This window comes from Candidatus Poriferisocius sp. (assembly GCF_965214065.1).
In the GTDB taxonomy this organism is placed as follows: Bacteria; Actinomycetota; Acidimicrobiia; order Acidimicrobiales; family Bin134; genus Poriferisocius.
Genome location: NZ_CBDCAT010000028.1, coordinates 1,262,766 through 1,288,213, shown reverse-complemented (window position 1 = coordinate 1,288,213; position 25,448 = coordinate 1,262,766). Strand labels below are relative to the sequence as shown.

The following is a 25,448-nucleotide window of genomic DNA, read 5'->3' as shown; positions in this document are numbered from 1 at the left end:
CGCCCAGCCCCGCGACGACGCTGGGAAAGAACGTCAGCGTCGGGCGTCGACGATTTCAACATCATAAGAACCCAAGGCTTGGTCAGCAGTCACAAGAGCCAACGCCTCTAGTCGAGCCTGCGCAACGAGCATCCGGTCGAAGGGGTCTTGATGGTGGGCGGGAAGCGCCGGGGCATGCTCGGCGTGTTCCGCTGAAATGGCAAGCGGAACAAAACCCCCTGACTGGAGCGCAGCGACAAGTCCATCGGGCATGGTCAGCTTCCCGAGTGCCCGCTTGATCCCAAGCTCCCACGGAGTGACCGCCGAGAAGTACACCTCATCGGCCTGATCGATCAATTGCCGGCACTGCGACCCCAGGGAGTCACTGCCTTCGAGCCACCAGAGGGCTACGTGGCTGTCCACCAAGATCCTCACGGCACGTCTGCCTCGGCCGACTCCTCGAACATGGCCGCGATCTCTGCATCGGAGCCGACCACATCGCCGCGGTAGCCAACCCGGCCAGCCCATGAACCAGCCACTCGTACCGGACGGTCGGAGTGCCAGGGAATGATCTTGGCGACAGGATGGCCATTTCGGGCCACGATCACCTCAACACCCGCCTCGGCCTCGCGGATCAGCTCCGAAAGCCGCGACTTCGCTTCATGAGTGTTTACCACCCGGGTAGTCATAGTCTTAGCTTAGCTAAGAGCACTACCAACCTCAACATCCGTCATCACAGGCTGAGTGCGTTTCGCAGGATCTCGTCTATAGCCCGCAAGCGCACAGGATCGAGCCGACCCAGCCGTTCCACGAAACGATGAGTCGACACTGCCCGGACCTGTTCGACTTGGAACGCAGTGGCGGCAACAAGCCCAGTGCCAACATCGGGTTCAACCACGACATGCAGCGGCACCGAGCGAATCGTCGATGTGCCCGGCACCACGATCACCATCTTCAGATTTGGATGGTGCAGCCGGTCGTCGGAGACAATCAGCGCTGGACGGCGAAAGGCCTGCTCAGGATGCTCAGGGTCGGCGCCGAAATCCACCGACCACACATCACCCCGAGCGAACCGCCCCTCAGAGTTCATCCAAACCGTCTATTGCGGCAGCATCCAACCGCCTGCTCTCCATCTGGTAGGCGTCAACCTCCGACGGGGCCAGATCATCAAGCGCATCCCGGACCGACGACCACCACTCGTCACGGCCAAGCCGATGTACCGCGTCGGCAACGACGTCAACCATGGACGTGCCTCGCTGCTCAGCGATCCAGGCGATCTCATCCCGCAACTCGCTCGGGACCCGCAATGTTGTCGTCTTTGAAGGCGCTATAAAAGTAGACTATCACGGCTACCCAACAGGCTTCTATCCAGTAAGTCTACGAAGGCGGCCGGCCAGCGGGAGAGGGGGATCCCGCTGGCCGGCTGGCCATCACTGGGCTCAGGTCAGGTCGAACCGATCCAGGTTCATGACCTTGGCCCAGGCTGAGGCGAAATCGTTGACGAACTTCGCCTCGCCGTCGTCGCAGCCGTACACCTCGGCTATGGCCCGGAGCTGGGAGTTGGAGCCGAACACCAGGTCGGCGGCCGTCGCGGTCCAGCGGAGTTCGCCGGTGGCCCGGTCGTGCCCTTCGTATACCCCGGCATGATCAGTGGAAACCCGCCACTCGGTTTCCATGCTCAACAGGTTGGTGAAGAAGTCATTGGTGAGGGTGCCCGGCCGGTCGGTGAACACACCGTGTTGGGACTGGCCGGCGTTGGCATCCAGCGCCCGCATGCCGCCCACCAGCACAGTCATCTCCGGCGCGGTCAGATTGAGCAGGAACGCCTTTTCCACCAGTAGCTCCTCGGCGGGACGCTTGTGGAAGTCGGCCAAGTAGTTGCGGAAGCCGTCGGCGGTGGGCTCGAGCACGGCGAAGCTCTCGACGTCGGTCTGATCCTGGGAGGCGTCAGTGCGGCCCGGCGAGAACCGAACTGACACGTTGTGGCCGGCATCGCTGGCTGCTTTCTCCACTGCGGCGCATCCGCCGAGGACAATCAAATCGGCCAGTGATACCTGCGGGCCACCTTGGGCGTTGAAGTCGGCTTGGATCTGCTCGAGGACGGCTACCACGTCAGCCACGCCCGCTTGGAGGTTCACATCCCAGCCGCTCTGCGGGGCAAGCCGGATACGGGCGCCGTTGGCCCCGCCTCGCATGTCGGTGCCCCGGAACGTGGAGGCCGAAGCCCAGGCGGTGGAGACCAGCTGGGAAACCGACAGCCCAGAACCGAGGATTCGGCCCTTGAGGTCGGCTACCTCGGCGTCGCCCACCAGATCGCCTACCGGCGCGGGAACCGGGTCTTGCCATATCAGCTCCTCGTCGGGGACCTCGGGGCCGAGGTAGCGGGCCACCGGACCCATGTCGCGGTGGGTGAGCTTGAACCAGGCCCGGGCGAAGGCGTCGGCCAGCTCGTCGGGGTTCTCGTGGAAGCGGCGGGAAATGGGCTCGTAGATCGGGTCGAACCGCAGAGCCAGGTCGGTGGTCAGCATCATCGGCGCGCACCGCACAGATGGATCATGGGCATCGGGAACGGTGTCATCGGCGGCCCGGTCGGTCGGGCGCCACTGGTGGGCACCGGCAGGGCTCTGGGTCAGCTCCCACTCGTAGCCGAACAGGTTGTCGAAGAAACCGTTGTCCCATACCGCGGGGTCGTTGGTCCATGCTCCTTCGAGGCCACTGGTGATGGCATCGCCGCCCACGCCGGTTCCGAAGGTGTTCCTCCAGCCCAAGCCCTGCTCTTCGATGCTGGCTGCTTCGGGATCATCACCGACGTAGGTGTCGGGGGCGGCTCCGTGAGCCTTGCCGAAGGTGTGGCCGCCGGCGATCAGCGCCACGGTCTCCTCGTCGTCCATGGCCATTCGGGCGAAGGTCTCCCGGATATCGATTCCGGCGGCAATGGGATCGGGATTGGCGTTGGGGCCCTCGGGATTGACGTAGATGAGGCCCATCTGCACTGCGCCCAGCGGGGTCTCCAGGTCGCGTTCTCCCGTGTAGCGCTCGTCGCCGAGCCACTCGTTCTCCGAACCCCAGTAGATGTCCTCCTCCGGGGCCCAGATGTCGGGGCGGCCACCGCCGAATCCGAAGGTCTCAAGGCCCATCGACTCGAGGGCCACGTTGCCGGCCAGGATCAACAGGTCGGCCCAGGAGAGCCTGCGGCCGTACTTCTGTTTGACGGGCCACAGCAGCCGGCGGGCCTTGTCCAAGCTGGCGTTGTCGGGCCAGCTGTTCAGGGGGGCGAATCGCTGGGCGCCGGTGCCGCCACCGCCCCGGCCGTCGCCGATCCGGTAGGTGCCTGCCGCGTGCCAGGTGAGCCGGATCATCAGCGGGCCGTAGTGGCCGTAGTCGGCGGGCCACCAGTCCTTGGAGTCGGTCAGCACGTCGGCGATGTCCTGTTTCACCGCCGCCAGATCGAGTGTTTCGAACTCTGCGGCGTAGTCGAAGCCGTCCCCCATCGGATCGGCTTCAGGGGAATGCTGGTGCAGGATCTTCAGATTCAGCTGCTCGGGCCACCACTGCTCGGTGGCCGATGTGCCCTTGGCGGTGTTGGCGCCCGAAAACGGGCACTGGCTGGTGCTCTCAGTCATAGGACTCTCCTTTGAGTTGTTGCTTGGTTGTTGGTTGGCTCATCAGACGGCCGGCTCGCTGTCGGCGGCGAAGCACTCGGGACAGCGGCCCCAGTAGATGACCTCGGCCTCGTCGATCTCGTATCCGGAGTCGTCGGCTGCGGTGAGACACGGGGTGTAGCCCACCGCGCAGTCGACGTCGACCATCCGATTGCATGAGCGGCAGATCAAGTGGTGGTGGTTGTCGCCCACCCGGTCCTCATAGCGGGCTGGCGACCCCGCGGGCTGGATCCTTCGGATCAGGCCCTTTTCGGCCAGCATCCCCACCGAGTCATACACCGCCTGGCGGGATATGGCGCCAATGTCGTTGTGGACCACCTCGGCCACGTCATCCACCGTACCGTGGGGACAGGCCGAAACGGCACGGATGACGGCAATCCTCTGGGCAGTGACTTGGAGGCCGTGCTGGCGCAAGAGGTCAGCGGGGGCGGGGGTGTCGCTCGACGGCATGGGGCCATCATAACGACAAGTTTGGACTTAGTCCAATATTTGTTTAACTCTGATTACTTTATTTGTCCCGTACCCGAATCTCGGGGAAATCCAGTCAGGCCGGGTGGTTCTCGACGAGGCGGCGGATCCCGTCTTTCCAGTTCACCAGGCGGTCGGGCCGCAGGGCCTCAATGCGGCTGGTGTCCATGACGGTGCTGGGAATGGCGGTATCTGACTCCACGATCTTGGGCGGGTCGCAGCCGTCTATCTCGGCCATGAACGCGCACCATTCGGCCACTGACACCAGTCCGGGGCTGGCCCAGTTCAGCGTGGTGGCCGGTACCGAAGCCTGGTCGAGCAATACCGGCAGGTCGGCGGCGATGTCCTCGTCGTGGACGAGGTTGTAGCGGGCGCCGTCGGTGTGGACTTCGATGTCCATGCCCGCCCTCATCATCAGAAGATGGAAGAAGGGCCAGCCGGTGGTGTCGCCATAGGGCACGTTGAGCCGGGCGATCACCGTAGGCAGGTTGAATTCCTGAGCCCCGAACCGGGCCACCGACTCCCCCGCGATCTTGCAGATAGAATAAGTCGGCATCATGTGGGCGTGGTGGTTGCCGTGAGGGCTGTCCTCGGTGAACGGCTGGCCGCCGTTGGGCTGATAGACCGCACCGGACGAGCAGTGCAAAAACGCCTCGGCGTCGCGGAAATGGCTCATCAAATGGCCGGTGGCCTCGGAACACACGGCCAGATCGGTTTTCCAGTCGCCGGTCTTGATCACCGCCAAGTTCACCACCACATCCACTTCCCGGGGAACCGCCGAGAAATCAGCTTCGACGAAGTCCACGGCGATGCACTCCACTCCCCCAGCCTCAAGATCGGCCCGAGCATTGGCATCCGAGAACCGAGCCAGCGCGAGCACCCGATTGTCAGCCGCCAAGGTCTTGCACAACGGCGGCCCCACCATCCCCGTCGGCCCTGTCACCACGATGGTCTTGTTCTTCAACTCCACAATTGCTCCTCACGGTCTGGTCGGCAACGCAAGCGTAAGTGCCATCGCCGCGGCTCGACGGTAGGTTTCCGTTGACTCTACAAGCAGAGCACGTTCCGCCGTTTCTTCAGCACCTGCTCGCGGTCCAGTACGTTCCAGGGCGCGACCAGTGTGATCGCTCGCTAGACATTTTGTCCATTTGCTAGACTAAGGGCGTGCTGATAACTCTGGATCTCGACGAAGCAGAGCTAGCCCATGCCCTTGAGGCGCTAGGTGGTGTTGTCGAGATCCTTGAGCGCCGGAGCGATGAACTGGTCGCGGCCATCATCCTTCGCGACGTTATCGCCAAAATCTTGCGAGCAATTGAGGAGGCGAGATGAGTACTGTGAAATCGCGCTGGGATCTCTCTGAAGTCGAGGTCTCCAAGAGTGCTGAGGACGCCGCCTTGAGTGTCGTCCAACGCCTCACTCGCCAGAAGGAAGACATCGCATCGCAGTGGGCCACCGCGATCCGCCTCGCCCAAACGAACGGGGCGTCGCTGCGCGACATCGCCGCGGTAGCCGATGCCTCGCCTCAGACCATCGCCAAGATCTGTAAAGGATAGGGAAAGGTGCCAGCGGTCCTTGCCCTACCGGCGGGTCCTGTTGGCCACCCCGCCAGCATTTAGGCCCGTTCAGCGGCTAGCTGGTCCATCATCTCCTCGAAGCTGATCTCGCCGCGGAGCATGCGCTGGGTGACTTCGGACAGCGGGCTTCTGGGCCAACGGTCTTCGCCCACCAAGTGGGCCTCGCTGGTGACCGACCCGTCTTCAGGAAACTGGTAGGTGCGGTAACCGGGCGGCATCGTGGTGAAATTCTCAAGGTCGATATTGACGGACAGTGACGGGCACTGGTGGATGGGACGACCGGCAATCTCCAAAGTCGTGTTGGTGTGGGTATGGCCAGCTCCGATCCCACGGATCGCCGGGGCCATGTCAATGAGTCGGGCGAACTCAGCGTCATGGTCGGCCATGTGGAAGAAGCCGAACGCCCCCGGGGGATGGTGGGTCCAGACGAAGGCATGCTCCGCGTCGCTCTGCTCGACGGTCTCGGCCATCCACGCCACTTCAGCATCGCCGAAGCGCCCGTGCTTATGGGTCCGATCCTCGCGATCAACCAGAGACCCGTCTGGGCGCAGATCCCGACCTTCTGCATTGGAGTCGGCAAACAGAAACAGCCAGCTCCCGACCCGCAGAGTACGCCCGTTGCCCACCCCCGGGCGGGGCAAAATGGCATCGAAGGGCACCTGCCGGTCGTGATTGCCTGGACACACCACCGCAGGCACCGGCAGACGGGCAAGCTTCCCAGCGGTCTTCTGGTATTCGTCCTCGGTGCCGTTGTGAGCGATGTCTCCGGTGATCACCACCAGATCCGGAGTGGGCCGGCCCGAATCGAATGCCTCGTCGAAAACCGCATCCCATGAGTCATCGGTATTGCGCGGCTCCCCCTCCGGCTCGGTACAGAAGTGCATATCCGAAAACTGAGTGACACGAAACACGTCCTGAGTCTTCCAAACTCGCCAAGGCTGCACCACTATCGTTTTTCCAGCACCGGCTAGCGGCCGAGTAAGTTCGAGCCCCGTGACGAGCATGATCCGACGGTTTTACGTCTTGCCAATAATGCCCGGGGTGCCTGACGCGAAGGTACAAGAGATGATCGCCGTGTTGGGCGCCGCCGATCGTTTCATACCGGGCCTGTTGGACTCCTCTGCCGGCATCGATCTCGACTCGCGCACGGTGCTGTGGGAGAACACCTTCGTCGATGAGGCAAGCTACTCCGGGCCCTACATGGTGCACCCCTACCACATCGGGGCCATTGACAATTACGTGATGCCCGACAGCCCCGAGTGCATCACCGACAACACCTACGCGACGCGCTACACAACGCCCGACGCCACTCAGGTGGTGCGAGGCGGAATCCGCCGGGTGCTGCTGTTGAACGCCAGCACCGACGCCGACGCAGCAGCAATCGAAGCCCTCGCGGCGCAGCCCCAGGAGATGGCGGCGTCCATCTTCGGCGCCGACGACGTGGGTTGGGTGTCGGCCAAGGGCCGGGCCTGGACCCATATCTGGGAGCAGGCCTTCACCGACATGGCCCAGCTAAAGCGCCACCTTGGCACACAGGAGGGCAAGGCCTGCTCGAGTGTGGAGGGCTTCGACAGCCTCGGCATAAGCCTGGGCTCGCTGAAGATCTTCACCTGCCCGTTCGAGCTCTCACCGGTCGAGAACCAGTCGCCACCCGCCCCTCCGCCGGACACCTCCCCGGTGCTGTACACCATCACCGCCCGCACCCCGGTGGCCGACGCCGACACCTACGTCGAGTTGCTTGAACGCTGCTATGACGCATTCATGGTCGAGGGCGGCTGCCCCCTCCTGAATCGCTGGCGCACAGTCGATCAGGGCTATCTCGAGGCCGAGGTCCACTCCACTTGGCAGATCGACTCCCTTGCCGCCTACTGCGACCTCCGGGCAACAACCATTGCCGACCCGCAATGGACAGCCTTTGTCAAAGATGCCATGGCCTTGGTGCAGGGCGGCTCTCGACGCTTCCACCGCGCTGTCTGAACACCAACGCCTGCTGGCACTGGTCAGCGGGGAACGAAGGCGTCCAACTCCGCGTTGTAGACGAAGAGCCAGGTCAGCCTTCAGGGTGGGCGGGCTCCATGTCGAAATTATTAAAGAGCACGTTGTAGGCGTGCCAGGTATTCCAGTGCTCGGTGAGGTAGGCGATCTCGCCCCGGTCGTTGAATCGGAACACAAAACAGTAGACGTTGCTGTAGTCCTGGCCCCGCAGGGTCGTAGCGGAGAAAGTCTGTTGCCGGACGACGTAGTCGCCGTCGGCCAGCATGACGACGTCGCTGATGGCCATCGTGGCCAAGTCGTACTTGTCGCCGCCGGGCCTCGGCGGAGCCTTCGACTGGGAGGGCAATATGTTGCGGAGCGCCTCGCGGCCCTTGTGCTCGGTAACGCCTTCCGCCCCGGGAATGAGCGGTAGCCCGTTCCACCAGACGGCGTCCTCGGCGAAGAGTTCAGACTTGTCGGCCGGACCGTTCTCCTCGCCGAGGAACTGGCGAACGACGCTGAGGTTGCGCTCTTCGGTATCGGTGTAGTTCGGCATCAGCCCGCTCCGTTCCAGCGGATCAGGTCGGCCAGGTCCTGGCGCGCTCCCGCTCCAAATTCTGTACCCACTGTGTAGGCGATCGGGAACAGGCCGACCTGGGTGTGCTTGGCGGCGTCGATGCCTAGAAGCTCGGCCATCTCGGCTTCTTTGTGCAAGTGGATCGTCGTCCATGCACTTCCGAGCCCCCGGGCCCGCAGTGCCAGCATGAAGTTCCAGACCGCGGGCAGGATCGACCCCCACACACTGGCTTGGAGGAAGATGTCGGCTTCGTCCATCCGACCTCCGACGGTCGGGATCAACAACGCCGGCACCTTGTGCAGGTGGTCGCGGAGGTAGGCCACCGAAGAGGCGATCCGTTGTTGCTCCTCGGTGCTGTAGTCGATATCACGGGTGGCCCGGTTCGGATCGGCCTGATGGCCGCTCATTCCACTCCGGTAGACCTCGGCGACCTCAGCCCGCAGGTCCGGTTCGTCGACGACGTGCCAGTTCCATCGTTGTTGGTTCGATCCGTTCGGCGCCTGCACCGCGATCTCGAGGCACTCTGTGATCAGCGCCCTCGGCACCGGCCGAGTCAGGTCGAGCCGCTTGCGCACCGTCCGCGTCGTCGTAAGCAACTCGTCAAGGGACAGGTCGAGCAGGTCCACATCATTTCTAGCCATCTCGCCACCCTAGTGGTGGCCAACCCGATTCCATCTGCCCGCGCTGGGCCACCGCCATGATGATGTGAAGATCGCTAGGTATGAAGTGCGAATAGGTCCCATTCCTATTCTATAGTGAGGCCGTGATGGCAGATGAGCGCTCCTCGCCGCCCCAACCCGATCGGGAGGCGGCGGTTTGCATTCTCGGCGCCGGCCCTCTTGGCCTGGCTGCTGCCGTCCATCTGCTGGCCGCCAGGCCTGGCCTTGCCGATGGGCTCGTGGTCGTCGACCCCGCGGGTGTCTGGATGCGCACCTGGCACGAGCAGTTCGCTCGGCTCGAGATCGGCAACCTCCGGTCGCCGGGGGTCCACCACCCCGGCACCCGCTCGGGCGAGCTGGCCGAGCACACCGTACGACGCGGCCTCGACGGGTCGGGCCTGCCCTATGACCTGCCCACGACCAAGGCGTTCGCGGCGTACTGCGAGGACCTCGTCGCCCGCATGGACCTGGATCGGCCGCTGGCCGCAGCGGCAAGACGAGTCGTCCCCGTAGGTGACCACCTTGCCGTGGAGACCGACGCCGACACCATTTTGTGCCGCCATCTCGTCGTCGCCACGAACCCACATCGCCGGGAGATCCCCGACTGGGTCGCACGGATACTCGGCCGGTTGCCTGGCGCCATCGACCACGCCACCGACATCGACTTGCGCACCATCGGCGACCTCACGGGCACCACGGTGGCGGTGATCGGCGGCGGACTGACCGCAGCGCACCTCGCCGTCGGCGCCGTCGAGCGCGGCGCCCACGTTGAGCTCGTCAGTCGGCGTCCCATCGAGATTCGCAGCTTTGACACCGATCCGGGCTGGCTCGGCCCGAAATACCTGCAGGCTTACTCCGCCGAGCCCGATCCCGAGGTGCGTCACCGGCAGGCGCTTGCCGCCCGAGGCGGAGGCACGATACCTGGCTGGATGCACCAACGCCTCGAGGCGCTCGTCGCGCTAGGCACGGTGCGGCTCCACGAGGGCCGCAGGGTCGTTGCCGCCGGCGTGACCAACGACCAAGCCGAACTTGATCTCGACGACGGCACGGCGCTCGACACCGGCCTACTCTGGCTCGCTACGGGAACCACGCCCGACATCGCCGCCCAGCGGGCCCTCGAACCGGTCCTGCCCGACATCGCCACCGTCGCCGGCCTGCCCGTCTGCGATCGCGACCTGCGCACCGGCCGTCACCCCATCCATGTCATGGGCCGCCTCGCCACCCTGACGCTCGGCCCCGCCGCCGGAAACCTCTGGGGCGCGCAACGCGCCGCACGGGCAATCACCCGGGCCATCACCGGCGTCGACCTCGAGTACGACGCCATCACCACCATCCCCCACCCACGACCACCCCGGAGGCAACCCGCCATGTCCACCACCGAATATCACACCAACGCGGCCCGATGAGCCGGGTACCGGTCACGATCCTCACCGGCTTCCTCGGAGCCGGCAAGACGACGCTGCTCAACCGCATCCTCACAGAGCACCATGGCCGACGCATCGCGGTCATCGAGAACGAGTTCGGCGAGATCGGCATCGACCAGGGCCTGGTGGTCAACGCCGACGAAGAAGTCTTCGAGATGTCCAATGGGTGCATCTGCTGCACCGTGCGAGGCGATCTGATCCGGGTGCTCGGCAACCTCGGCAAGCGGCGCGACAAGTTCGACTACGTGCTGGTCGAGACCACGGGCCTCGCTGATCCGGGGCCGGTGGCACAGACGTTCTTCATGGACGACGACATCGCCGCCGAGTACGCGCTCGACGGCATCGTCACCGTCGTCGACGCCGTCCATGTCGACCAACAGCTCGGGCGCAGCCGCGAGACCGAGGAACAGATCGCGTTCGCCGACGTCGTCGTGCTCAACAAGACCGACCTCGTCGACGATCGCCGGCTTGACGAGCTCGAAGCTCGTATTCGGTCGATGAACGGCGTCACCGCAATGCATCGCGCGAGCTTCGGCTCGGTGGCCGTCGACGTCCTGCTCGACCAGCGGTCCTTCGACCTGACGGTCGCGCTCGACCGCCGGCCCACATTCCTCGAACCCGAGTACCCGTTCGAGTGGACTGGCGTCTACCGCCTCGACCCGGGCACCCACACCCTTCGTTTCGACGCCGGGCCCGATCCCACGATGGGGCTGGCGGTGCTGCCGCTGCCGGAGGCGACGAGCGAGGCCCTCGAAGCCGGCGCCGAGAGATGCGTTCGCGTGTTCGCCGAGCCGCCGGCATGCGTGAGGGTCGGTGACCAGGTGACCCCTGGCCACCATGTCGATGCGGCGCTCGATGCCGTCGACCAGACCGCGGTGACGCTCCTGATCGGCGAGGGCACCGGCGAGCAGCTGTACGGCCTGTTTTGCGAACACCTGGCAGAGGAGTACCACCCCACCGTCACGACCGCCGACGGCGCCACCATCGCGCCGGTGATCGAGCGGGCCTGGGTGGCCGCCCACGAGCACGACGAGAGCGTCACGTCGGTCGGGATTGAGGCCGATGGCAACGTCGACGGCGATCGCCTGAACGATTGGCTCGGCAAGTTGCTAGACGAGAAGGGCACCGACATCTTTCGGATGAAGGGCTTCCTCGCCGTCGCCGGCGAGACGGACCGTGTCGTGTTCCAGGGCGTGCACATGCTGCTCGATTCTCAGCCGGACCGGCCATGGGGTGATGATCCTCGCCGCAATCAGCTCATCTTCATCGGCCGCGACCTCGACGCCGACGAGCTGCGAGCAGGATTCCAGGCATGCCTGGTCTGACCGGCCGGGTCGCACAACGGCGACGTGCGGGTGTGCTGCGGCAGGGTTGGTCGCATCTGCTCGACGACTACCCCACGGCGCTCGCCTGGGCGTGCGGGGGCAGCCTCGTGATGACGGGCGACTCATCGGGCGCGCTGACCGCCGTCGACGCGGCGCGCAGCGACATCGTCTGGAGTGTCGCCGACGCGCACGAGCCCGGACCGGTGCACCTCGCGGTGGGCGGCCCGTCGTTCGTCGTGAGCGCAGGCGCCGACGGCGTGGTGGCCTCACGTGATGCCACCTCGGGTGCGCCTCGGTGGCGTCACGAGCTGGGAGCGGCCTGGCTCGACACGATCTCGGTGTCACCCGACGGATCGCGTATCGCGACCGCCGCCGGTCGGTACACCCATAGCTGGTCCGCCGACGGCGGGGACGCCTGGACCTCCTTCGAGCATCCGAGCACGGTGGCCGCCGTCGCGTGGACGCCGGCGAGCGAGTTGGTCACGGCATCGTTCGGTGCAGTCTGCGTCTTCGGCGACGATCCCGAGCCGAAGGCGCGTTTCGAATGGCAGGGCTCGCTGGTGTCGCTGGTACTGAGCCCCGACGGCGAGGTCGTCGCTTGCGGCAGCCAGGACAACACGGTGCACTTCTGGCGCACCTCTACCGGCACCGATGCCGCCATGTACGGCTACCCGGCCAAACCCAGCGCCTTAGCATTCGACGACGCGAGCCGGCTGCTCGCCACCGGCGGCGGCGAAGACGTGACCGTGTGGGTGTTCGCCGACGGCGGCCCCGAGGGCACCACACCTGGTGTGCTCGACGCCCACGCCGGCACCGTCACGAGCCTCGCGTTCGCGCCGCGGTCGACGACCCTCGCTTCGGGCGGGCGCGATGGCGGGGTACTGGTGTGGCGTCTCGGGCCCGACGGCAACGGCAAAGCCGTCGGCTTCGACGTCTGCGACGGCCGCATCGAGGCCGTAGCCTGGCGCCCTGACGGCCGGTCCCTGGCCGCCATCGACGCATCGGGGCACCTCACAACCTGGCGCACCGGAAGCTGATCCTTGATGTGTCCCTGTCGCCCCTTCTTGGTTGCATATCGCGAGCTCCAGCCGCAGGGACTCCCCGGCCGCGTTGGTGCCGGCCGATAAGGTCCCGGCTCATGGGGATCGATGCCGCAGAGGTCCACGACCTGATCTCGGGTCGGATGCGGGAATCGGGTCAGATGTACACCAGGGGCCGCCGCCATCTGGTCGAGTTGCTCGCGGCAGCCGGGCGACCGGCAACGATCGCCGAACTACTCGAGGCAGGACCCCGGCTTACGCAGAGCTCGCTGTACCGCAACATGGTGGACCTCGAGTCGGTCGGCATCGTACAACGGGTGGTGGGCACCGACGATCTCACCCGCTACGAGCTGTCCGAGGAGATCATCGGGCATCACCACCATGTCGTCTGCACCGAGTGCGGCACAGTCGACGACTTCGTCGTGCCGGCTCGCGCGGAGCGCTCGCTCGATACCGCGATAGCCAAGGCGCTCGAGGACACCGGCTTCGTGCAAACCGCACATCGCCTCGACGTACTGGGCACCTGCGCCGCCTGCGCCTGATCCAGCACCGGGGCGAGGCGCCGGTTGGTCAGCGCCTCGAAGGTGCAGCTTCGTGTCGGAGGGGGGACTTGAACCCCCACGCCCGTAAAGGGCACTAGCCCCTCAAGCTAGCGCGTCTGCCAATTCCGCCACTCCGACGTGGGCGCCTTGAAACCGGCGCAGAGGGCACACTATCGCGCCAATACCCTGCTTCACTAGGAGATAGGTGATCCCGAAACCATCATGGGCTCCGGGCGAAAAACAGCTGGAGTTCGACAATGCCGTGGTCTTCGGCTGACAACACGATGGGGACTCGGGGGACCGATACGTCGTAGTCGGCGAAGACAATCTCGGTGGAGCCGACTACGACGACAGTGTCGTCAACCAACTGGGCCTCCAGCGCAATCTGCACGGGTTGGGTGGTGCCTTTGACGGTGAGTTCGCCTACTGCGGTGGTGGCAATAGGATCGCCGGAGTTAGGGTCGGGGCCAAGGTCGACGGGCTCGGTGAGAGTGAACACCGCGGTCGGAAACTCAGCAGTGTTGAGCGCGGATTGCACCGGTCGGTCTCGGCGTGAGTCGTTGGTGGTGATGGCGCTCATGTCGGCTTCCACCGTGACGGCGGTCACAGTCTCGCCGTCAATGGCGATCGATCCGGTTACCACCGGGGTGCGGCCCACAGCGGTGGTGGAACCGATGCTGGTCAGCTCCTCGTCAACCCGGAAGCCAACGAATGTTCCGGTGGAGTCCTCATAGCTGAATTCGCCGATAGAAGTATCCACCGCCCAGAGGCCATTCACCCCCTCTGGGGCTGAGACCGCCTCGGGTTCGTCAGCGGCCGGTATGGCAGTTGGCGCAGCGGTGGTGCTTAGCGCTGCTGCGGTGGGTTCGCCAATGGTCGGTGTAGCGGCCGGCGCAGCCGTGAGAGCCGACGTTGGTGTGGAAGCGGGTTCTGATGTCGCCGCGCCTCCATCCTCGTCCAATGTCGAGACCGCGGCCTCAAGATCGACCGCGGGTGGTGCGTCGTCCCTGGTCAACCACCAGATGAGGACGACAGTCAAAACCGCCACAACAACCACGGAGGGCACAACCACCCACAGGACGCGTCGCCGTCTCATCTGCTTGAACATGGAGTCAGGGTACCCGTGGTCCGGAAGAAGGACTCATGGGACAGCAACATCAACGGCTCTTGGACCAAACAACGAATTCGAGCAAAGTTGGCTTGGCTTAGGAGTTACGACCCATTGCCGCCGTACAGTCTTGGGCGAGTAGGTCACGGGACCGACTCGAATGAGAGCAAAGGGTCATGCAAGGAACTGTCAAGTTTTTTAACAATGAGAAGGGCTACGGCTTCATCTCACGAGAAGGCGCCGACGACGTCTTCGTCCATTACTCGAACATCGCCGGCGAGGGCCACAAATCTCTCAACGAAGGCCAAATGGTCGAGTTCGACGTCGCCCCAGGCCGCAAGGGCGAGGAAGCACAAAACGTACGGGTCATCTGAAAAACCGACGCTGTGACCTCCACAGCGTAACCATCTTGCCGGGTCACCTCTTATGACTCAGTACTACGACGAGTACACGCCCACCTATGAGGACCGGGCGTGGTGGAGCTCTCCTAGGGTGCTCCGGGATCGGGCGGCTCGGCATCCCCACCGCATATATCTCGACGTGCCGTGGGCCGGCGAGTCGTACACCTTTGCCGAAACCCTGGATTTAGCTGAGCGCGTCGGCTCGGGAATGCTGGCTGCTGGGGCCCAAACGGGCGACCGGGTCCTAGTCATGATCCCGAATTGCTCGGCCTACATTCTCGCGTGGCTGGGTTCGTCGGTGGCCGGCCTCGTGGAGGTGCCGATCAACACGGCCTACCGAGGGTCGTTCTTGGCCCACCAGGTCCGGACCACAGAGCCGGTGCTGGCCGTCATCGCGCCCGAGTTCGTGGAACGCATCGTCGATGTCGGAGACGCGGTTACGTCCATCCGGCACTACTTCGTGGTCGGAGAAGATGCTGAGGTTGCGGCCGGGATCTCCCAACTGGCGGCCGCCGGCTACGAAGCCAGCCCCTGGACCTCGCTTGTCAACGCTGCAAAAACCGAGTTGCCCGATGTGGAGGCTCGCGAGCTTGGCTCGATCTTCTTCACGTCGGGCACGACCGGGCTGTCGAAGGGCGTGATGATGCCGCACGCCCACATGCACCTGTTCGCTGACCAATGCGTGTCGTTGACCCGGCTGACCGAAGCCGACACCTACATGTCGGTGGGCCCGCTGTTCCACGGCAACTCGCAGTTCCTGGCGGCCTACCCAGCGCTGATCGCCGGCGCCCGTTATGTGTTGCACGAGCGCTTCAGCGCGTCGGAATGGATCGAACAGATCCGAGCAGCCCGAGCGACGGTCACCAACTTCGTCGGCGTGATGATGGACTTCGTCTGGCAACAGGAGCCCCGGCCCGACGATGCCGCCAACGACTTGCGCTGCATCTTCGCGGCGCCCACAGCCAGCTCCATCCTCGACCAGTTCAAGGAGCGCTTCGGCGTCGAGGCCTTCGTCGAGGTGTTCGGCCTCACCGAGACCTGCATGCCGATCCTCACGCCCTATGGCGTCGAGCGTCCCCCGGGCGCGGCCGGGCTCCTCAACGCCGACTGGTTCGACATCCGCCTGGTGCACTCCGATACCGACGAGGAGGTGCCGGTCGGCGAGGTGGGCGAGCTCATCGTCAGGGGCCGCTACCCGTGGACAACCTGCCAAGGGTATTTCGGGATGCCCGACAAAACGACCGACGCCTTCAGAAACCTGTGGTTCCATACCGGCGACGGGCTCCGCCGCGACGATGACGGCTGGTACTACTTCGTGGATCGTCTGAAGGACGCCATCCGGCGGCGGGGCGAGAACATCTCGTCGTACGAGGTCGAACAGGGTCTGGTCTCCCATCCGGCGCTCGCCGAAGTTGCTGCCATCGGCGTCCCCGCCGACCAGGAGGCCGGAGAAGACGAGGTGATGGTCTTTCTGGTGCCCGAGCCTGGGGCTGAGATCAGCGCCGAGGAGATCTGGGAATACGCCGATAAACAACTCCCGTCCTTCGCGGTGCCCCGCTATCTCCGGGTGGTCGACGAGCTGCCGAAGACCCCGTCGGAAAAGGTCCGCAAGATGGTTCTGCGCGAGCAGGGTGTGGATGGCGAAACCCACGACCGCGGCCCCCAGCAGCGTCGTAGAAGGGGCCGGAAAGGCTGATCCCGGAACACACCCGGTTCTGATGAACTCAGCGGGGCTCGCGCGGCAACCCCAACACCCGTTCGCCCAGGATGTTGCGCATGACGTTGGAGGTGCCGCCGGCGATGGTGTACGAGGAGGCGTAGCAAATGCCTCTGGTCCACTCGTCGTCGAGCAGAGCCGCCGGACCTAGGCAGGCTGCGGCGAAATGGGCTACCCGCTGTTCGTGCTCGGTGCAGAACGCCTTGGTGGCCGCGCTGAATCCGGCGGGGGCCTGGCCGAGAGCCTCTCGGTATACCAGCAGGCGTCCTACCCGATATTCGCTCTCCAATCGGGCGATCTCCTGGCGGACCCGGGGATCGGATCGGTCGGCCTTGGCGCGGGCGTGCAAGAACAGCGCCCGGTTGGACACCAGGCGGTCGATACCCCCCCGCTCGTGAGCCAGTTGCGCCATGGTCTGTTTGAAGGCATCCCCCTCGGTGCCAACCAGGTTCCCGGCCGGCACCCGCACACCGGTGAAGTAGATCTCGCAGAAGTGGCGGTTGGCGATCATGTCGGTAATCGGGCGCACCTCGATGCCCGGTGTGTCCATCGGCACGATGATCTCGCTGACCCCCCGATGGGGCGGCCCCTCGTCGCTGGTGCGGCAGATCAGATAGCAGTAGTCGGCCACGTGCCCGAAGCTGGTCCAGATCTTCTGGCCGTCGACCACGAAATCGGCGCCGTCCCGCACCGCCCGAGTGGAGATAGAGGCCAGATCCGAGCCGGCGTCGGGTTCGCTCATCCCGATGCACCAAGTGCTCTCCCCCGACAGCATCTGGGGCAAGAACTCCGCCTTCTGCTGCTCAGTGCCGTAGGCGATCAGCGTTGGTCCCATCTGGCGGTCGGCGAACCACATGGCAGCCACCGGCGCCCCGGCGCTGATCATCTCCTCGGCCACGATCAACCGCTCGATTGGTGGCCGGGCCTGTCCGCCGTATTCGGTGGGCCATCCCATGCCGATCCAGCCTTCTTCGGCCATGACCCTGGCGAACTCCTTGGAGTAGCCATTGATCCACGAGTCGTTGTGGCGCCCGAAGCGGGCTACCCCGTCAGCGGCAACCGCCCGCGCTCGGTCGCGCAGTTCAAGCAATTCGGGGCTGAGTGCGAAATCCAAGCGACAGCTATTGGCCCGCTACTAGCTGGAATCCAGCAGCAAAGCCAGCGCCAGCGTGGAGAAGGCGAATATCAACGCGGCCACGATGGTGAGCCGGTCGAGGTTTTTCTCGATGACCGTCGACCCGGCTGCCTGAGTGCCGAATCCGCCGCCAAACATGTCAGAGAGGCCGCCGCCCCGGCCGCTGTGCAGCAGCACCAAGAACAACAGCCCCAACGCGGAAACCACGTCGATCACCACAAGCACAATGGTCACAGCGGTGAATTCTACCCGCTGCACTCCTCTGCTGACCTACCCAGCACCCATAGTTGGGCGGTCCACTTTTCGGGGCTCTCAAATCGTTAACCTGACCCGATAATGATGGGTGTTTTCCGCCGCAGCTGGAAGCAGGTCGGCGCAGTCAGGAGGTACATATTCTCTCCCCGCGGACTCGCAGTGCTCGCACTCATCGCAGTTGGGTTTGTTCTGGGAGTATTGATTGCCCAGGTTTGGACCTCCGATGGCTCCAACGGCGACAGTGCTACCCGGTCTACTGTTGATGCCGCCGAGCCGACGGCTACCGCCCCTCAATCCGATGCCGACTCGGGGGCCGCATCAGATTCCACTGGGAGTGCGAACGAGCAGGCGCCGACTGATTCCACCTCCACAGGACCCGTCGAAGATCAGGCTTCGACTACGCCAGGAACGGGCGCCGAGCCGGGGGCCGCAGCACCCGAAGCATCTGCCGAACCGGTTGTCGTTGTTTTGGAACAGGAGCCGCTGTCTTACGAAGCGGCTCTGGCCATAGCTGCCGGCCTCGCCCCTCATACGATCTATCCCAGCGACTGCAAGTCCCCGCTCCCCCGTCCAGACCTGCTTCCCAACGCCCCTAGGGCCTATCGCTTCGGCATCCACCAAGGCGTGGACTTCCTGTGCTTCTCGCTGGGCCGTCATGCGGTAGCCGCGCTCGACGGACGGGTGGTTCTAGCCGTCGGCGACTACCAAGACCCCGATCCCGACGATCGCGATGAGCTGCTGGAAGTAGCCAGCGCTCTTGAGGCAACGCCACCTTTCACGCTCTTGTCGCTCTACGGAAACTATGTGGTGATCGACCACGGTGTTGTCCCGTTCGTCGGCCATGTGGTCACCCTCTACGCCCACCTTCATGAAGTAGACCCTGACATCCGCGTCGGCGAGACAATCAGGGCAGGAGAGCGAGTGGGCGAGATCGGAAACCGGGGAACCCACGCAGCAGCCAACGGGGACTTTTACGAAGATCCCCATCTCCACTGGGAGCTGCACATCGACAATCAGTTCCTAGGAGCCGGCCTGAACACGGAGCAGACCCGCGAGGTGTACACCACGCTGTTCTCGGAGGCTTTGGGCTAAACGCCCCTCTGAGGACTAAAGAAATCCAACTTGGCTCTGCCAAACTTCCGGGTATGGATTCCGAGTTCATCAGACGAGCAGTGGAGCTGGCCGATTTGGACGCGGTGAGGGTGGCGCTGTTCCACCACACCGACGACCCCGAAATCGAAGCGCTGCCCCGAGCCCTTGAGCTCGACGACGACGAGCGTGAATTGCTGATCACCAAGACCGTGGCCTGGTTGGAGGAGAATGCCGGGCCGGGGATGCCCGATGAGCCGCCGATGCCCCGGCTTCGCCAACTGATGAACCTGGCCACCAAGGAGGAGATGGGCGATCTGGAATTCGAGTCACGGCGCGACTTGATGGCTTTCAAGTCCTTCCCCTGGACCGTTGACTGGACCAACGGCAAGCCCGAGTTGCCCGAGGGCTTCCAAGTGGCGATTATCGGCAGCGGGTTTAGCGGCCTCGCTGCGGGCATCCAGATGGAGCTCTTGGGAATCCCCTACGTGATCCTAGAGCGCCGGTCGGAACCCGGTGGCACCTGGAGCCGGCACCGCTATCCCGACATCAGGGTGGACACCATCTCGATCACCTACGAGTTCGCCTTCGAGAAGAACTACCCGTGGCCCGAGTACTTCGGGAAGGGCCAACTGGTGCGGGAGTACCTGCTCCACATCTCCCGCAAGTACGGGATGCATGACAACACTCGATTCGACCACGACCTGAAGCGGGCCACCTTCGACGAGGTTCGCGACGTATGGGTGCTCGAGGCCGACACTCCCGACGGAATCGAGACCATCGAGGCCAATGTGGTGATCAACGCAGTCGGCGCTTTCGCCAACCAGAGAACCCCCAATTTCGAGGGCCTCGAGGACTTTCCCGGACCGGTCATCCATCCTTCACAGTGGCCCGAGGACTTCGACTACCGCGGCCGCCGGATTGCCGTCATTGGCAACGGCTCGACCGGTGTTCAGCTGCTCTCTCCCGTCGCTGAGGAAGCAGAGGAGGTCTACGTCTTCCAACGCTCGAAGCAGTGGATCAGCCCGCGTCCCAAGTACGGCCAGCCCATCGAACCAGAGGTGCGCTGGCTGCTGGACAACTTCCCGGGCTATTGGAACTGGTGGCGCTACATGGCCATCGCTGCACTGTTTGCCACCCACAACTACCTCTACGCCGACGAGGAGTGGCAGGCGGCCGGCGGCCACTGGAATGAGATGAATGACCAGCTGCGCGACTTCCTCACCAACTACATCCACGAGCAAACCGACAATCGCCCAGAGCTCGTCGAAAATCTCGTACCCGACTACGCGCCATTCTCCCGGCGGCCGGTGGTGGACAATGGCTGGTATCGGGCGCTCACCCGCGACAACGTCGAGCTGGTCACCGACCCTATCGCCCGGCTTACACCGAAAGGCATCGAGACCGACGATGGCACCGTCCGCGAGGTCGACGCCATCATCACCGCTATCGGCTTCGATGTCGTCCAGTTCCTGTGGCCCGCCGACTACTTCGGCCGAGACGGCCTCAATGTGCACGACTTCTGGTCCAAGGACGGCCCCCGCGCCTACCTCAGCATGATGGTGCCGAAGTATCCCAACATGTTCATGCTCTACGGCCCGAACTCCCAGCCTCTGTCGGGCGGCACCGGCCTTCCCATCTGGTATCAGGTGTGGTCCGGTTACGCGGCCCAGCTGATCGTGAAGATGCTGGAAGAGGGCAAGACCAGCGTCGAGGTGACGATGGACGCCTATGAGCGCTACAACGAAGCGCTGGACGAAGAGGCCTCCAAACTCCTCCTAATGCACGAGGAGGGAGCCCCGGACAAGAACTACTACCTCAACCAGACCCATAACCGGCTTCAGATGAGCGCCCCGTGGTACGGGCCCGAGTACCACCGGCTGTGCACTGAGGTGGAGTGGGACGACCTCCAGATCACCTGACCACTCACTAGCCGGCGACTGCCCTCAGGGGCGCAACATATGTCTTGCCGCTACTGGAGTCGGAAGCGGATGATGCGGGAGAAGCTGTCGACTTCGAGGGATGCGCCGCCGACGAGGGCGCCGTCGATGTCGGGCTGGGCCATGAGCTCGGCGACGTTTACGGGCTTGACCGAGCCGCCGTACTGGATGCGGACTCCAGCGGCAGCGTTTGCACCGAAGTTGGCCGCCACCCGCTCTCGGATGAGCCCACACCCGGCCTGGGCGTCGGCGGGGGTGGCGGTTCGGCCGGTGCCGATGGCCCACACCGGTTCATAGGCGATAACCATGGCACCCACCTGATCTCGCTTCAGCCCGGCCAGTCCGCCATCAACCTGGTCGGTGATGCGGGCCTCGGTCTGGTCGGCCTCCCGCTCATCGAGGGTCTCCCCGCAGCACATGATCGGGGTCATGCCTGCGGCCAAAATGGCCTTGAGCCTCAAGTTCACGTTGTCGTCGGTCTCTCCGAAGAGCTGGCGGCGCTCGGAGTGTCCAGCGATTACGTAGCTCACCGCCAGCTTGGCCAGCATGGTCGGGGACACTTCCCCGGTGAATGCTCCGCGCTCCTCCCAGTGGCAGTGCTGGGCTCCCAGGGCGACGGGGATGTTGTCGGCGTCGAGCACCGTTTGGGCCGAGCGTAGGTTGGTGAACGGCGGATGGATGGACACGTCGGCAGACTTGTAGTCGGCTTGATCGAGGGCATACGACAGCTTCTGGATGAACTGGATGGCCTCCAAATGGTTCATGTGCATCTTCCAGTTGCCGCTGATCAGCGGCTTGCGCTCAGCCATTGCGGTTCTCCTCATGTGTCTCAACGGATTCTCTCAGTGCTCGCAGACCGGGCAGGTCGCCCTGCTCGATCAACTCCAGCGAAGCTCCTCCCCCGGTGGACACGTGGTCCATTTCCCGATCCAGCCCGAACTGGCGGACCGCAGCCGCGCTGTCGCCCCCGCCCACCACGGAGAACGCCCGGCTCTCGGCCAGAGCTTGAGCCACCACTTTGGTTCCCGCCGCGAACCGAGGGTCTTCGAACAGCCCCATGGGTCCGTTCCACAGCACGGTACCGGCTTCAGCGATGAGATCGCTGAACTCGGCCGCGGTGCCCGGGCCGATGTCCAGCCCTTTCCAGTCAGGCCGCAGGTCTACACCCGCCTGCACCACCCGCTCCCCCGGCGCCAGTGCGGTGATGTCGGAGGGAAGACGGATGGGAGCCCCCGAGTTCAGCAGTCGGCCACAGGCCTCGATCTGGTCGGCCTGGAGCAGCGAATCACCCACACTGTGACCCAACGCGGCCAGAAAGGTGAAGCACATGCCTCCGCCGATCACCACCTCATCGGCGGTCGCCAGCAGCGCGTCGATCACCCCCAGCTTGTCGCTGACCTTGGCCCCGCCCAGAACGGCGACGAACGGCCGCTTGGGCTTGGCTCGCAGTCCAAGCAGCACTTCGGCCTCTTGGGCCAGCAGGCGGCCGGCTGCGCTGGGCAGATATCGGGGCGGTCCCACGATGGAGGCGTGGGACCGGTGCGAAGCCCCGAAGGCATCGTTCACATAGCTATCGCAGCCCTCTACCAGCCGATGCACCAGGCGGTCGTCGTTGCCGGTCTCCCCCGGGTCGAAGCGCAGGTTCTCCAGCAGTTCCACGTCGGGGGCGAGCTCGCCCAGTCGAGCCTGCACCGGGGCCAGGGAATACCGGGGGTCGGGCTTGCCGTCGGGGCGTCCCAAGTGACTGCACGCCACAACAGCGGCCCCTTGATTGGTCAGCCACCGGATGGTGGGCAGCGCCGCCTTGATGCGGAAGTCGTCGGCGATCTGACCGGTGGCGTCGAGCGGGACGTTGAAGTCAGCGCGCAGCAGTATTCGCCGGCCGTCCAGCCCGCCCAGGGCCTCGCTTAGCGTTTCAAGGGTGGGCAGCACCTTTGTGCTCAGCCGCCCGCTGCGCCCACGATGGCGACCAGGTCGACCAGCCGGTTGGAGTAGCCCCACTCGTTGTCGTACCAGCCCGACACCTTGACCAGGTTGCCCAGCGACATGGTGAGGCCAGCATCGAGGGTGCAGGAGGCGGGCGAACCAACGATGTCTGTCGACACCAGAGGGGCCTCGCTGTATTCCAGCACTCCGGCCAGCGGTCCGTCGGCCGCCGCGGCGGCAAAAGCGGCGTTCACCTCATCGACAGAAGGCTCGCCCCGCACCACTGCGGTGAAGTCGGTAATGGAACCGTCGGGAATGGGCACCCGCAGGGAAATGCCGTCGAGCAGCCCGTTCATGGCCTGGAGCACCAGCCCGGTGGCGCGAGCGGCGCCGGTGGAGGTGGGAACGATGTTCACTCCGGCGGCCCGGGCCCGGCGCAGATCAGAGTGGGGGCCGTCCACCAGCGCCTGGTCGCCGGTGTAGGCGTGGACGGTGGTCATCAGGCCCCGCTCCACCCCGAAAGCGTCGTCGAGCACCTTCACCATGGGCACAAAGCAGTTGGTGGTACACGAGGCATTGGACACGACCAGGTGGTTCTCGGGGTCGAAGTCGCCATCGTTCACCCCCACCACAAAGGTGGCATCGGCCCCCGATGCCGGAGCCGACACGATCACCCTCGGGGCACCGGCGTCGAGGTGGGCGGCCGCCTTGTCGCGGGCGGTGAAGAACCCGGTGGACTCCACCACCACGTCCACATCCAAATCCTTCCAGGGCAGATCTGCCGGGTTGCGCTCCGACAGCACGTGCAGGACGCGACCGCCGATGTCGAGCCCGCCGTCGACCACTGCAACCGGGTCGGTGAACCGGCCCATCACCGAGTCGTACTGCAAGAGATGGGCCATGGTTTCCAGGCTGCCCAAGTCGTTTACGGCCACGAATTCCAGGTCGGCGCCGGCCTGACGAGCCGCCCTGAAGAAGTTCCGACCGATGCGGCCGAACCCGTTGATACCCACGCGAATGCTCATGCGGCTGACACTAACGAACGACCCGGCACATTCTGATGATGGGGCCTACGAAATTGGCCAAACGAGGCGCAACTCAAAGTCTTGGCCTTGAGGATCGGTTCTAGCGCACGTTCCCCTGTCCGCCGTCGACGGGGATGAGTTGGCCGGTTATGAACCGGGACGCCTCCGAGGCCAGAAACACCATCACGGGACCGAGGTCACGATCGGGGTCGCCGTATTCCTGGCCCAACGCGATGCTGTGGATGTTGCGCCAGAATTTCTCGGTTCGCTCCTCGTCGGTGGCCTGATCCCAAGATGCCTGGAACATAGGAGTCCTGATGGCGGGAAGAACAGCGTTCACCCGCACGCCGTCGGCCCCCCACGCGCCCGCCGCCGTGCGGGTCCAGGCGTGTACCGCACCCTTGGACGCCGAATAGGCCGCAGCCAGCGGCTCGGCCCGCTGGCCGGAGATTGACCCGAAATTGATGATGGCCCCGCCCCCGGCAGCCTTGAGCCGCTGGTAGGCCGACTGGTTGGTCAGCACGGTGCCCCGAACGTTCACCTCAAATATTCGGTCCCACGCATCTACGGTGACCTCTCCTGGCGTGGACGCGGCATGGATGGCAGCCGGGTGCGCCAGCGCATCCAACCCGCCCAAGAGGTCGTCGGCATCCGCAAATGCCGCCTCCACCCGAACGCCATCGGCGACGTCAACTGAGACATACGCAATTTCTCCTGGCCCGCCTGCCGCCGCATCAGCGCAAACCGCCCGTCCCGCGTCGTCGGCAATATCCATCCCCACAACCTGGGCCCCCGCCTTCACATAGGCCCGCACCGTCGCCGCCCCCATCCCACTCGCACACCCGGTGACGATGATCCTCTTACCGCTCAACTCCACAACGGCCTCCCTAATCTCAAGTCGAATATTACACATTGAAGTGTATGATGGTGTCATGAGCCGCACGAACATCGATATCGACGATGAGCTCATTGAGCGCGCCATGCAGACGTTCGGACTTCGCACCAAGCGCCAAGCGGTCCATCTAGCCCTGGAGCGCCTGCTGGGCGGAGGACCGATGACCATTGAAGAGCAACTGGCCATGGAAGGAGTCGGCTGGGACGGCAATCTCGATGCCATGCGCGCCGACCGGTTTACCGACTGGGACACCAGTGCTGATAGCTGACACCTCTGCCTGGATCGACTTCTTGTCGGCGACGGGGTCAGCCCAGGCGCAGAGGATGCGCCAGGCAATCTCCAGTAGAGAGGTCATTACCCTCGACCCAATCCTGTTGGAGGTAATGGCCGGCGCCCGCCGAGATGCTGTAGCCCGAACCCAACGGCTTCTTGAGGCACAGCAACACGAAGCGCTCTCCCCCAAGCTTGATTGGCTCGATGCCGCAACTATCTACCGAGAACTCAGTTGGCGGGGAATCACCATTCGTTCTCAGACCGATGCCCTCATCGCGGCCGTCGCCATTCGCCTCAACGTCCCCGTGCTCCACCACGACCGCGACTACGCCCACATCGCCCAGCACACCGCCCTCCAACTCGTCGGGGTCTGACACCACCGCCTCTGGGCCTTTGAAGGTATGCCTATCGGGCGGCGTGGGAGTACGTTGCCGGGTGAATGAGGTGTTTTCGGTGGGCT

General features: G+C 64.5%; 30 protein-coding genes, 1 tRNA gene and 1 pseudogene. 14 read left to right on the top strand and 18 right to left on the bottom strand.

Features of this window, described 5'->3' with window-relative positions:
• Positions 1 to 33: 33 nt before the first annotated feature.
• The 7 genes from ACOOGG_RS17430 to ACOOGG_RS17400 form a co-directional block, all read right to left on the bottom strand.
• A complete protein-coding gene (locus ACOOGG_RS17430) occupies positions 34 to 414 on the bottom strand; it encodes a type II toxin-antitoxin system VapC family toxin (protein ID WP_420437377.1) in 381 nt (126 codons plus the stop codon).
• Positions 411 to 668, bottom strand: coding sequence for a type II toxin-antitoxin system Phd/YefM family antitoxin (locus ACOOGG_RS17425; RefSeq protein WP_420437375.1), 258 nt, complete (start codon positions 666 to 668; stop codon positions 411 to 413). Before ACOOGG_RS17425 ends, ACOOGG_RS17430 begins: the two co-directional genes overlap by 4 nt.
• Before the next feature lie 44 nt (positions 669 to 712).
• Positions 713 to 1,069, bottom strand: a complete 357-nt coding sequence (locus ACOOGG_RS17420; RefSeq protein WP_420437373.1) for a type II toxin-antitoxin system PemK/MazF family toxin — start codon at positions 1,067 to 1,069, stop codon at positions 713 to 715.
• A complete protein-coding gene (locus tag ACOOGG_RS17415) occupies positions 1,059 to 1,286 on the bottom strand; it encodes a hypothetical protein (RefSeq protein WP_420437371.1) in 228 nt (75 codons plus the stop codon). Before ACOOGG_RS17415 ends, ACOOGG_RS17420 begins: the two co-directional genes overlap by 11 nt.
• Before the next feature lie 132 nt (positions 1,287 to 1,418).
• A complete protein-coding gene (katG, locus tag ACOOGG_RS17410; protein WP_420437369.1) occupies positions 1,419 to 3,602 on the bottom strand; it encodes a catalase/peroxidase HPI in 2,184 nt (727 codons plus the stop codon).
• A 42-nt stretch (positions 3,603 to 3,644) separates the two neighbouring features.
• A complete protein-coding gene (locus ACOOGG_RS17405; protein WP_420437367.1) occupies positions 3,645 to 4,091 on the bottom strand; it encodes a Fur family transcriptional regulator in 447 nt (148 codons plus the stop codon).
• 94 nt (positions 4,092 to 4,185) lie between these two features.
• The gene (locus ACOOGG_RS17400) at positions 4,186 to 5,079 is read right to left on the bottom strand and encodes an NAD-dependent epimerase/dehydratase family protein (RefSeq protein WP_420437365.1); all 894 of its coding nucleotides are present in this window, start codon (positions 5,077 to 5,079) and stop codon (positions 4,186 to 4,188) included.
• 194 nt (positions 5,080 to 5,273) lie between these two features.
• Between ACOOGG_RS17400 and ACOOGG_RS17395 the strand changes: the two genes are divergently transcribed.
• Together ACOOGG_RS17395 and ACOOGG_RS17390 are read left to right on the top strand one after the other, a co-directional pair.
• Positions 5,274 to 5,438: a hypothetical protein gene (locus ACOOGG_RS17395; RefSeq protein WP_420437363.1), complete on the top strand. Its 165-nt coding sequence runs from the start codon at positions 5,274 to 5,276 to the stop codon at positions 5,436 to 5,438.
• Positions 5,435 to 5,662, top strand: coding sequence for a hypothetical protein (locus tag ACOOGG_RS17390; protein WP_420437361.1), 228 nt, complete (start codon positions 5,435 to 5,437; stop codon positions 5,660 to 5,662). The genes ACOOGG_RS17395 and ACOOGG_RS17390 overlap by 4 nt, the downstream gene beginning before the upstream one ends.
• Before the next feature lie 59 nt (positions 5,663 to 5,721).
• Here the strand turns inward: ACOOGG_RS17390 and ACOOGG_RS17385 are convergent, their stop codons facing one another.
• A complete protein-coding gene (locus ACOOGG_RS17385; RefSeq protein WP_420437359.1) occupies positions 5,722 to 6,594 on the bottom strand; it encodes a metallophosphoesterase family protein in 873 nt (290 codons plus the stop codon).
• A gap of 130 nt (positions 6,595 to 6,724) precedes the next feature.
• On the opposite strand from ACOOGG_RS17385, the gene ACOOGG_RS17380 reads away from it, so the two are divergent.
• A complete protein-coding gene (locus ACOOGG_RS17380; RefSeq protein ID WP_420437357.1) occupies positions 6,725 to 7,660 on the top strand; it encodes an NIPSNAP family protein in 936 nt (311 codons plus the stop codon).
• A 73-nt stretch (positions 7,661 to 7,733) separates the two neighbouring features.
• On the opposite strand, the gene ACOOGG_RS17375 is transcribed toward ACOOGG_RS17380, so the two are convergent.
• Both ACOOGG_RS17375 and ACOOGG_RS17370 read right to left on the bottom strand, forming a co-directional pair.
• Positions 7,734 to 8,213: a nuclear transport factor 2 family protein gene (locus ACOOGG_RS17375; RefSeq protein ID WP_420437355.1), complete on the bottom strand. Its 480-nt coding sequence runs from the start codon at positions 8,211 to 8,213 to the stop codon at positions 7,734 to 7,736.
• A complete protein-coding gene (locus tag ACOOGG_RS17370) occupies positions 8,213 to 8,875 on the bottom strand; it encodes a nitroreductase family protein (protein WP_420437353.1) in 663 nt (220 codons plus the stop codon). The genes ACOOGG_RS17375 and ACOOGG_RS17370 overlap by 1 nt, the downstream gene beginning before the upstream one ends.
• A 125-nt stretch (positions 8,876 to 9,000) precedes the next feature.
• Here ACOOGG_RS17370 and ACOOGG_RS17365 point away from each other — a divergent pair, with 125 nt between their 5' ends.
• The 4 genes from ACOOGG_RS17365 to ACOOGG_RS17350 all read left to right on the top strand — a co-directional run bounded on the left by ACOOGG_RS17365 (position 9,001) and on the right by ACOOGG_RS17350 (position 13,224).
• Complete coding sequence (locus tag ACOOGG_RS17365) at positions 9,001 to 10,299, top strand: NAD(P)-binding domain-containing protein (RefSeq protein WP_420437351.1); 1,299 nt, start codon at positions 9,001 to 9,003, stop codon at positions 10,297 to 10,299.
• Positions 10,296 to 11,642 (top strand): CobW family GTP-binding protein, encoded by a 1,347-nt coding sequence (locus tag ACOOGG_RS17360; protein ID WP_420437349.1) that lies wholly within the window; start codon positions 10,296 to 10,298, stop codon positions 11,640 to 11,642. The genes ACOOGG_RS17365 and ACOOGG_RS17360 overlap by 4 nt, the downstream gene beginning before the upstream one ends.
• Positions 11,630 to 12,679 (top strand): WD40 repeat domain-containing protein, encoded by a 1,050-nt coding sequence (locus ACOOGG_RS17355; protein WP_420437347.1) that lies wholly within the window; start codon positions 11,630 to 11,632, stop codon positions 12,677 to 12,679. Before ACOOGG_RS17360 ends, ACOOGG_RS17355 begins: the two co-directional genes overlap by 13 nt.
• Before the next feature lie 101 nt (positions 12,680 to 12,780).
• Positions 12,781 to 13,224: a Fur family transcriptional regulator gene (locus tag ACOOGG_RS17350; protein WP_420437345.1), complete on the top strand. Its 444-nt coding sequence runs from the start codon at positions 12,781 to 12,783 to the stop codon at positions 13,222 to 13,224.
• Positions 13,225 to 13,277: 53 nt separating this feature from the next.
• Here ACOOGG_RS17350 and ACOOGG_RS17345 read toward each other — a convergent pair.
• A tRNA-Leu gene (locus tag ACOOGG_RS17345) sits at positions 13,278 to 13,362 on the bottom strand.
• 82 nt (positions 13,363 to 13,444) lie between these two features.
• Entirely contained in the window at positions 13,445 to 14,332 is an 888-nt protein-coding gene (locus ACOOGG_RS17340; RefSeq protein ID WP_420437343.1) for a YceI family protein, read from the bottom strand.
• A 176-nt stretch (positions 14,333 to 14,508) separates the two neighbouring features.
• On the opposite strand from ACOOGG_RS17340, the gene ACOOGG_RS17335 reads away from it, so the two are divergent.
• Both ACOOGG_RS17335 and ACOOGG_RS17330 read left to right on the top strand, forming a co-directional pair.
• Positions 14,509 to 14,706, top strand: coding sequence for a cold-shock protein (locus ACOOGG_RS17335; RefSeq protein WP_420437341.1), 198 nt, complete (start codon positions 14,509 to 14,511; stop codon positions 14,704 to 14,706).
• A 52-nt stretch (positions 14,707 to 14,758) separates the two neighbouring features.
• Positions 14,759 to 16,429 (top strand): AMP-binding protein, encoded by a 1,671-nt coding sequence (locus ACOOGG_RS17330; RefSeq protein ID WP_420437339.1) that lies wholly within the window; start codon positions 14,759 to 14,761, stop codon positions 16,427 to 16,429.
• 28 nt (positions 16,430 to 16,457) lie between these two features.
• On the opposite strand, the gene ACOOGG_RS17325 is transcribed toward ACOOGG_RS17330, so the two are convergent.
• Both ACOOGG_RS17325 and secG read right to left on the bottom strand, forming a co-directional pair.
• Complete coding sequence (locus ACOOGG_RS17325; protein ID WP_420437337.1) at positions 16,458 to 17,564, bottom strand: acyl-CoA dehydrogenase family protein; 1,107 nt, start codon at positions 17,562 to 17,564, stop codon at positions 16,458 to 16,460.
• 21 nt (positions 17,565 to 17,585) lie between these two features.
• Positions 17,586 to 17,819, bottom strand: coding sequence for a preprotein translocase subunit SecG (gene secG / locus ACOOGG_RS17320; protein WP_420437335.1), 234 nt, complete (start codon positions 17,817 to 17,819; stop codon positions 17,586 to 17,588).
• A gap of 102 nt (positions 17,820 to 17,921) precedes the next feature.
• Between secG and ACOOGG_RS17315 the strand changes: the two genes are divergently transcribed.
• Positions 17,922 to 18,932, top strand: coding sequence for a M23 family metallopeptidase (locus ACOOGG_RS17315; RefSeq protein ID WP_420437333.1), 1,011 nt, complete (start codon positions 17,922 to 17,924; stop codon positions 18,930 to 18,932).
• Between the two features lie 53 nt (positions 18,933 to 18,985).
• On the top strand, positions 18,986 to 20,851 hold the full coding sequence (locus tag ACOOGG_RS17310) for a flavin-containing monooxygenase (RefSeq protein ID WP_420437331.1): 1,866 nt from the start codon (positions 18,986 to 18,988) through the stop codon (positions 20,849 to 20,851).
• 50 nt (positions 20,852 to 20,901) lie between these two features.
• Here the strand turns inward: ACOOGG_RS17310 and tpiA are convergent, their stop codons facing one another.
• From tpiA to ACOOGG_RS17290, 4 genes are all read right to left on the bottom strand, one after another.
• On the bottom strand, positions 20,902 to 21,678 hold the full coding sequence (gene tpiA / locus ACOOGG_RS17305) for a triose-phosphate isomerase (RefSeq protein ID WP_420437329.1): 777 nt from the start codon (positions 21,676 to 21,678) through the stop codon (positions 20,902 to 20,904).
• Positions 21,671 to 22,798: a phosphoglycerate kinase gene (locus ACOOGG_RS17300; protein ID WP_420437645.1), complete on the bottom strand. Its 1,128-nt coding sequence runs from the start codon at positions 22,796 to 22,798 to the stop codon at positions 21,671 to 21,673. Before ACOOGG_RS17300 ends, tpiA begins: the two co-directional genes overlap by 8 nt.
• 11 nt (positions 22,799 to 22,809) lie before the next feature.
• On the bottom strand, positions 22,810 to 23,820 hold the full coding sequence (gene gap / locus ACOOGG_RS17295; protein ID WP_420437327.1) for a type I glyceraldehyde-3-phosphate dehydrogenase: 1,011 nt from the start codon (positions 23,818 to 23,820) through the stop codon (positions 22,810 to 22,812).
• A 100-nt stretch (positions 23,821 to 23,920) separates the two neighbouring features.
• Entirely contained in the window at positions 23,921 to 24,697 is a 777-nt protein-coding gene (locus ACOOGG_RS17290; RefSeq protein ID WP_420437325.1) for an SDR family NAD(P)-dependent oxidoreductase, read from the bottom strand.
• Between the two features lie 55 nt (positions 24,698 to 24,752).
• Between ACOOGG_RS17290 and ACOOGG_RS17285 the strand changes: the two genes are divergently transcribed.
• The 3 genes and pseudogenes from ACOOGG_RS17285 (at position 24,753) to ACOOGG_RS17275 (ending at position 25,385) form a co-directional block, all read left to right on the top strand.
• On the top strand, positions 24,753 to 24,983 hold the full coding sequence (locus ACOOGG_RS17285; protein ID WP_420437323.1) for a type II toxin-antitoxin system VapB family antitoxin: 231 nt from the start codon (positions 24,753 to 24,755) through the stop codon (positions 24,981 to 24,983).
• Positions 24,931 to 25,284: pseudogene (vapC, locus tag ACOOGG_RS17280) on the top strand (type II toxin-antitoxin system VapC family toxin); the annotation flags it as partial. The gene ACOOGG_RS17285 and the pseudogene vapC, both read left to right, overlap by 53 nt.
• Complete coding sequence (locus tag ACOOGG_RS17275) at positions 25,221 to 25,385, top strand: hypothetical protein (RefSeq protein ID WP_420437321.1); 165 nt, start codon at positions 25,221 to 25,223, stop codon at positions 25,383 to 25,385. The pseudogene vapC and the gene ACOOGG_RS17275, both read left to right, overlap by 64 nt.
• Positions 25,386 to 25,448 lie beyond the last annotated feature (63 nt).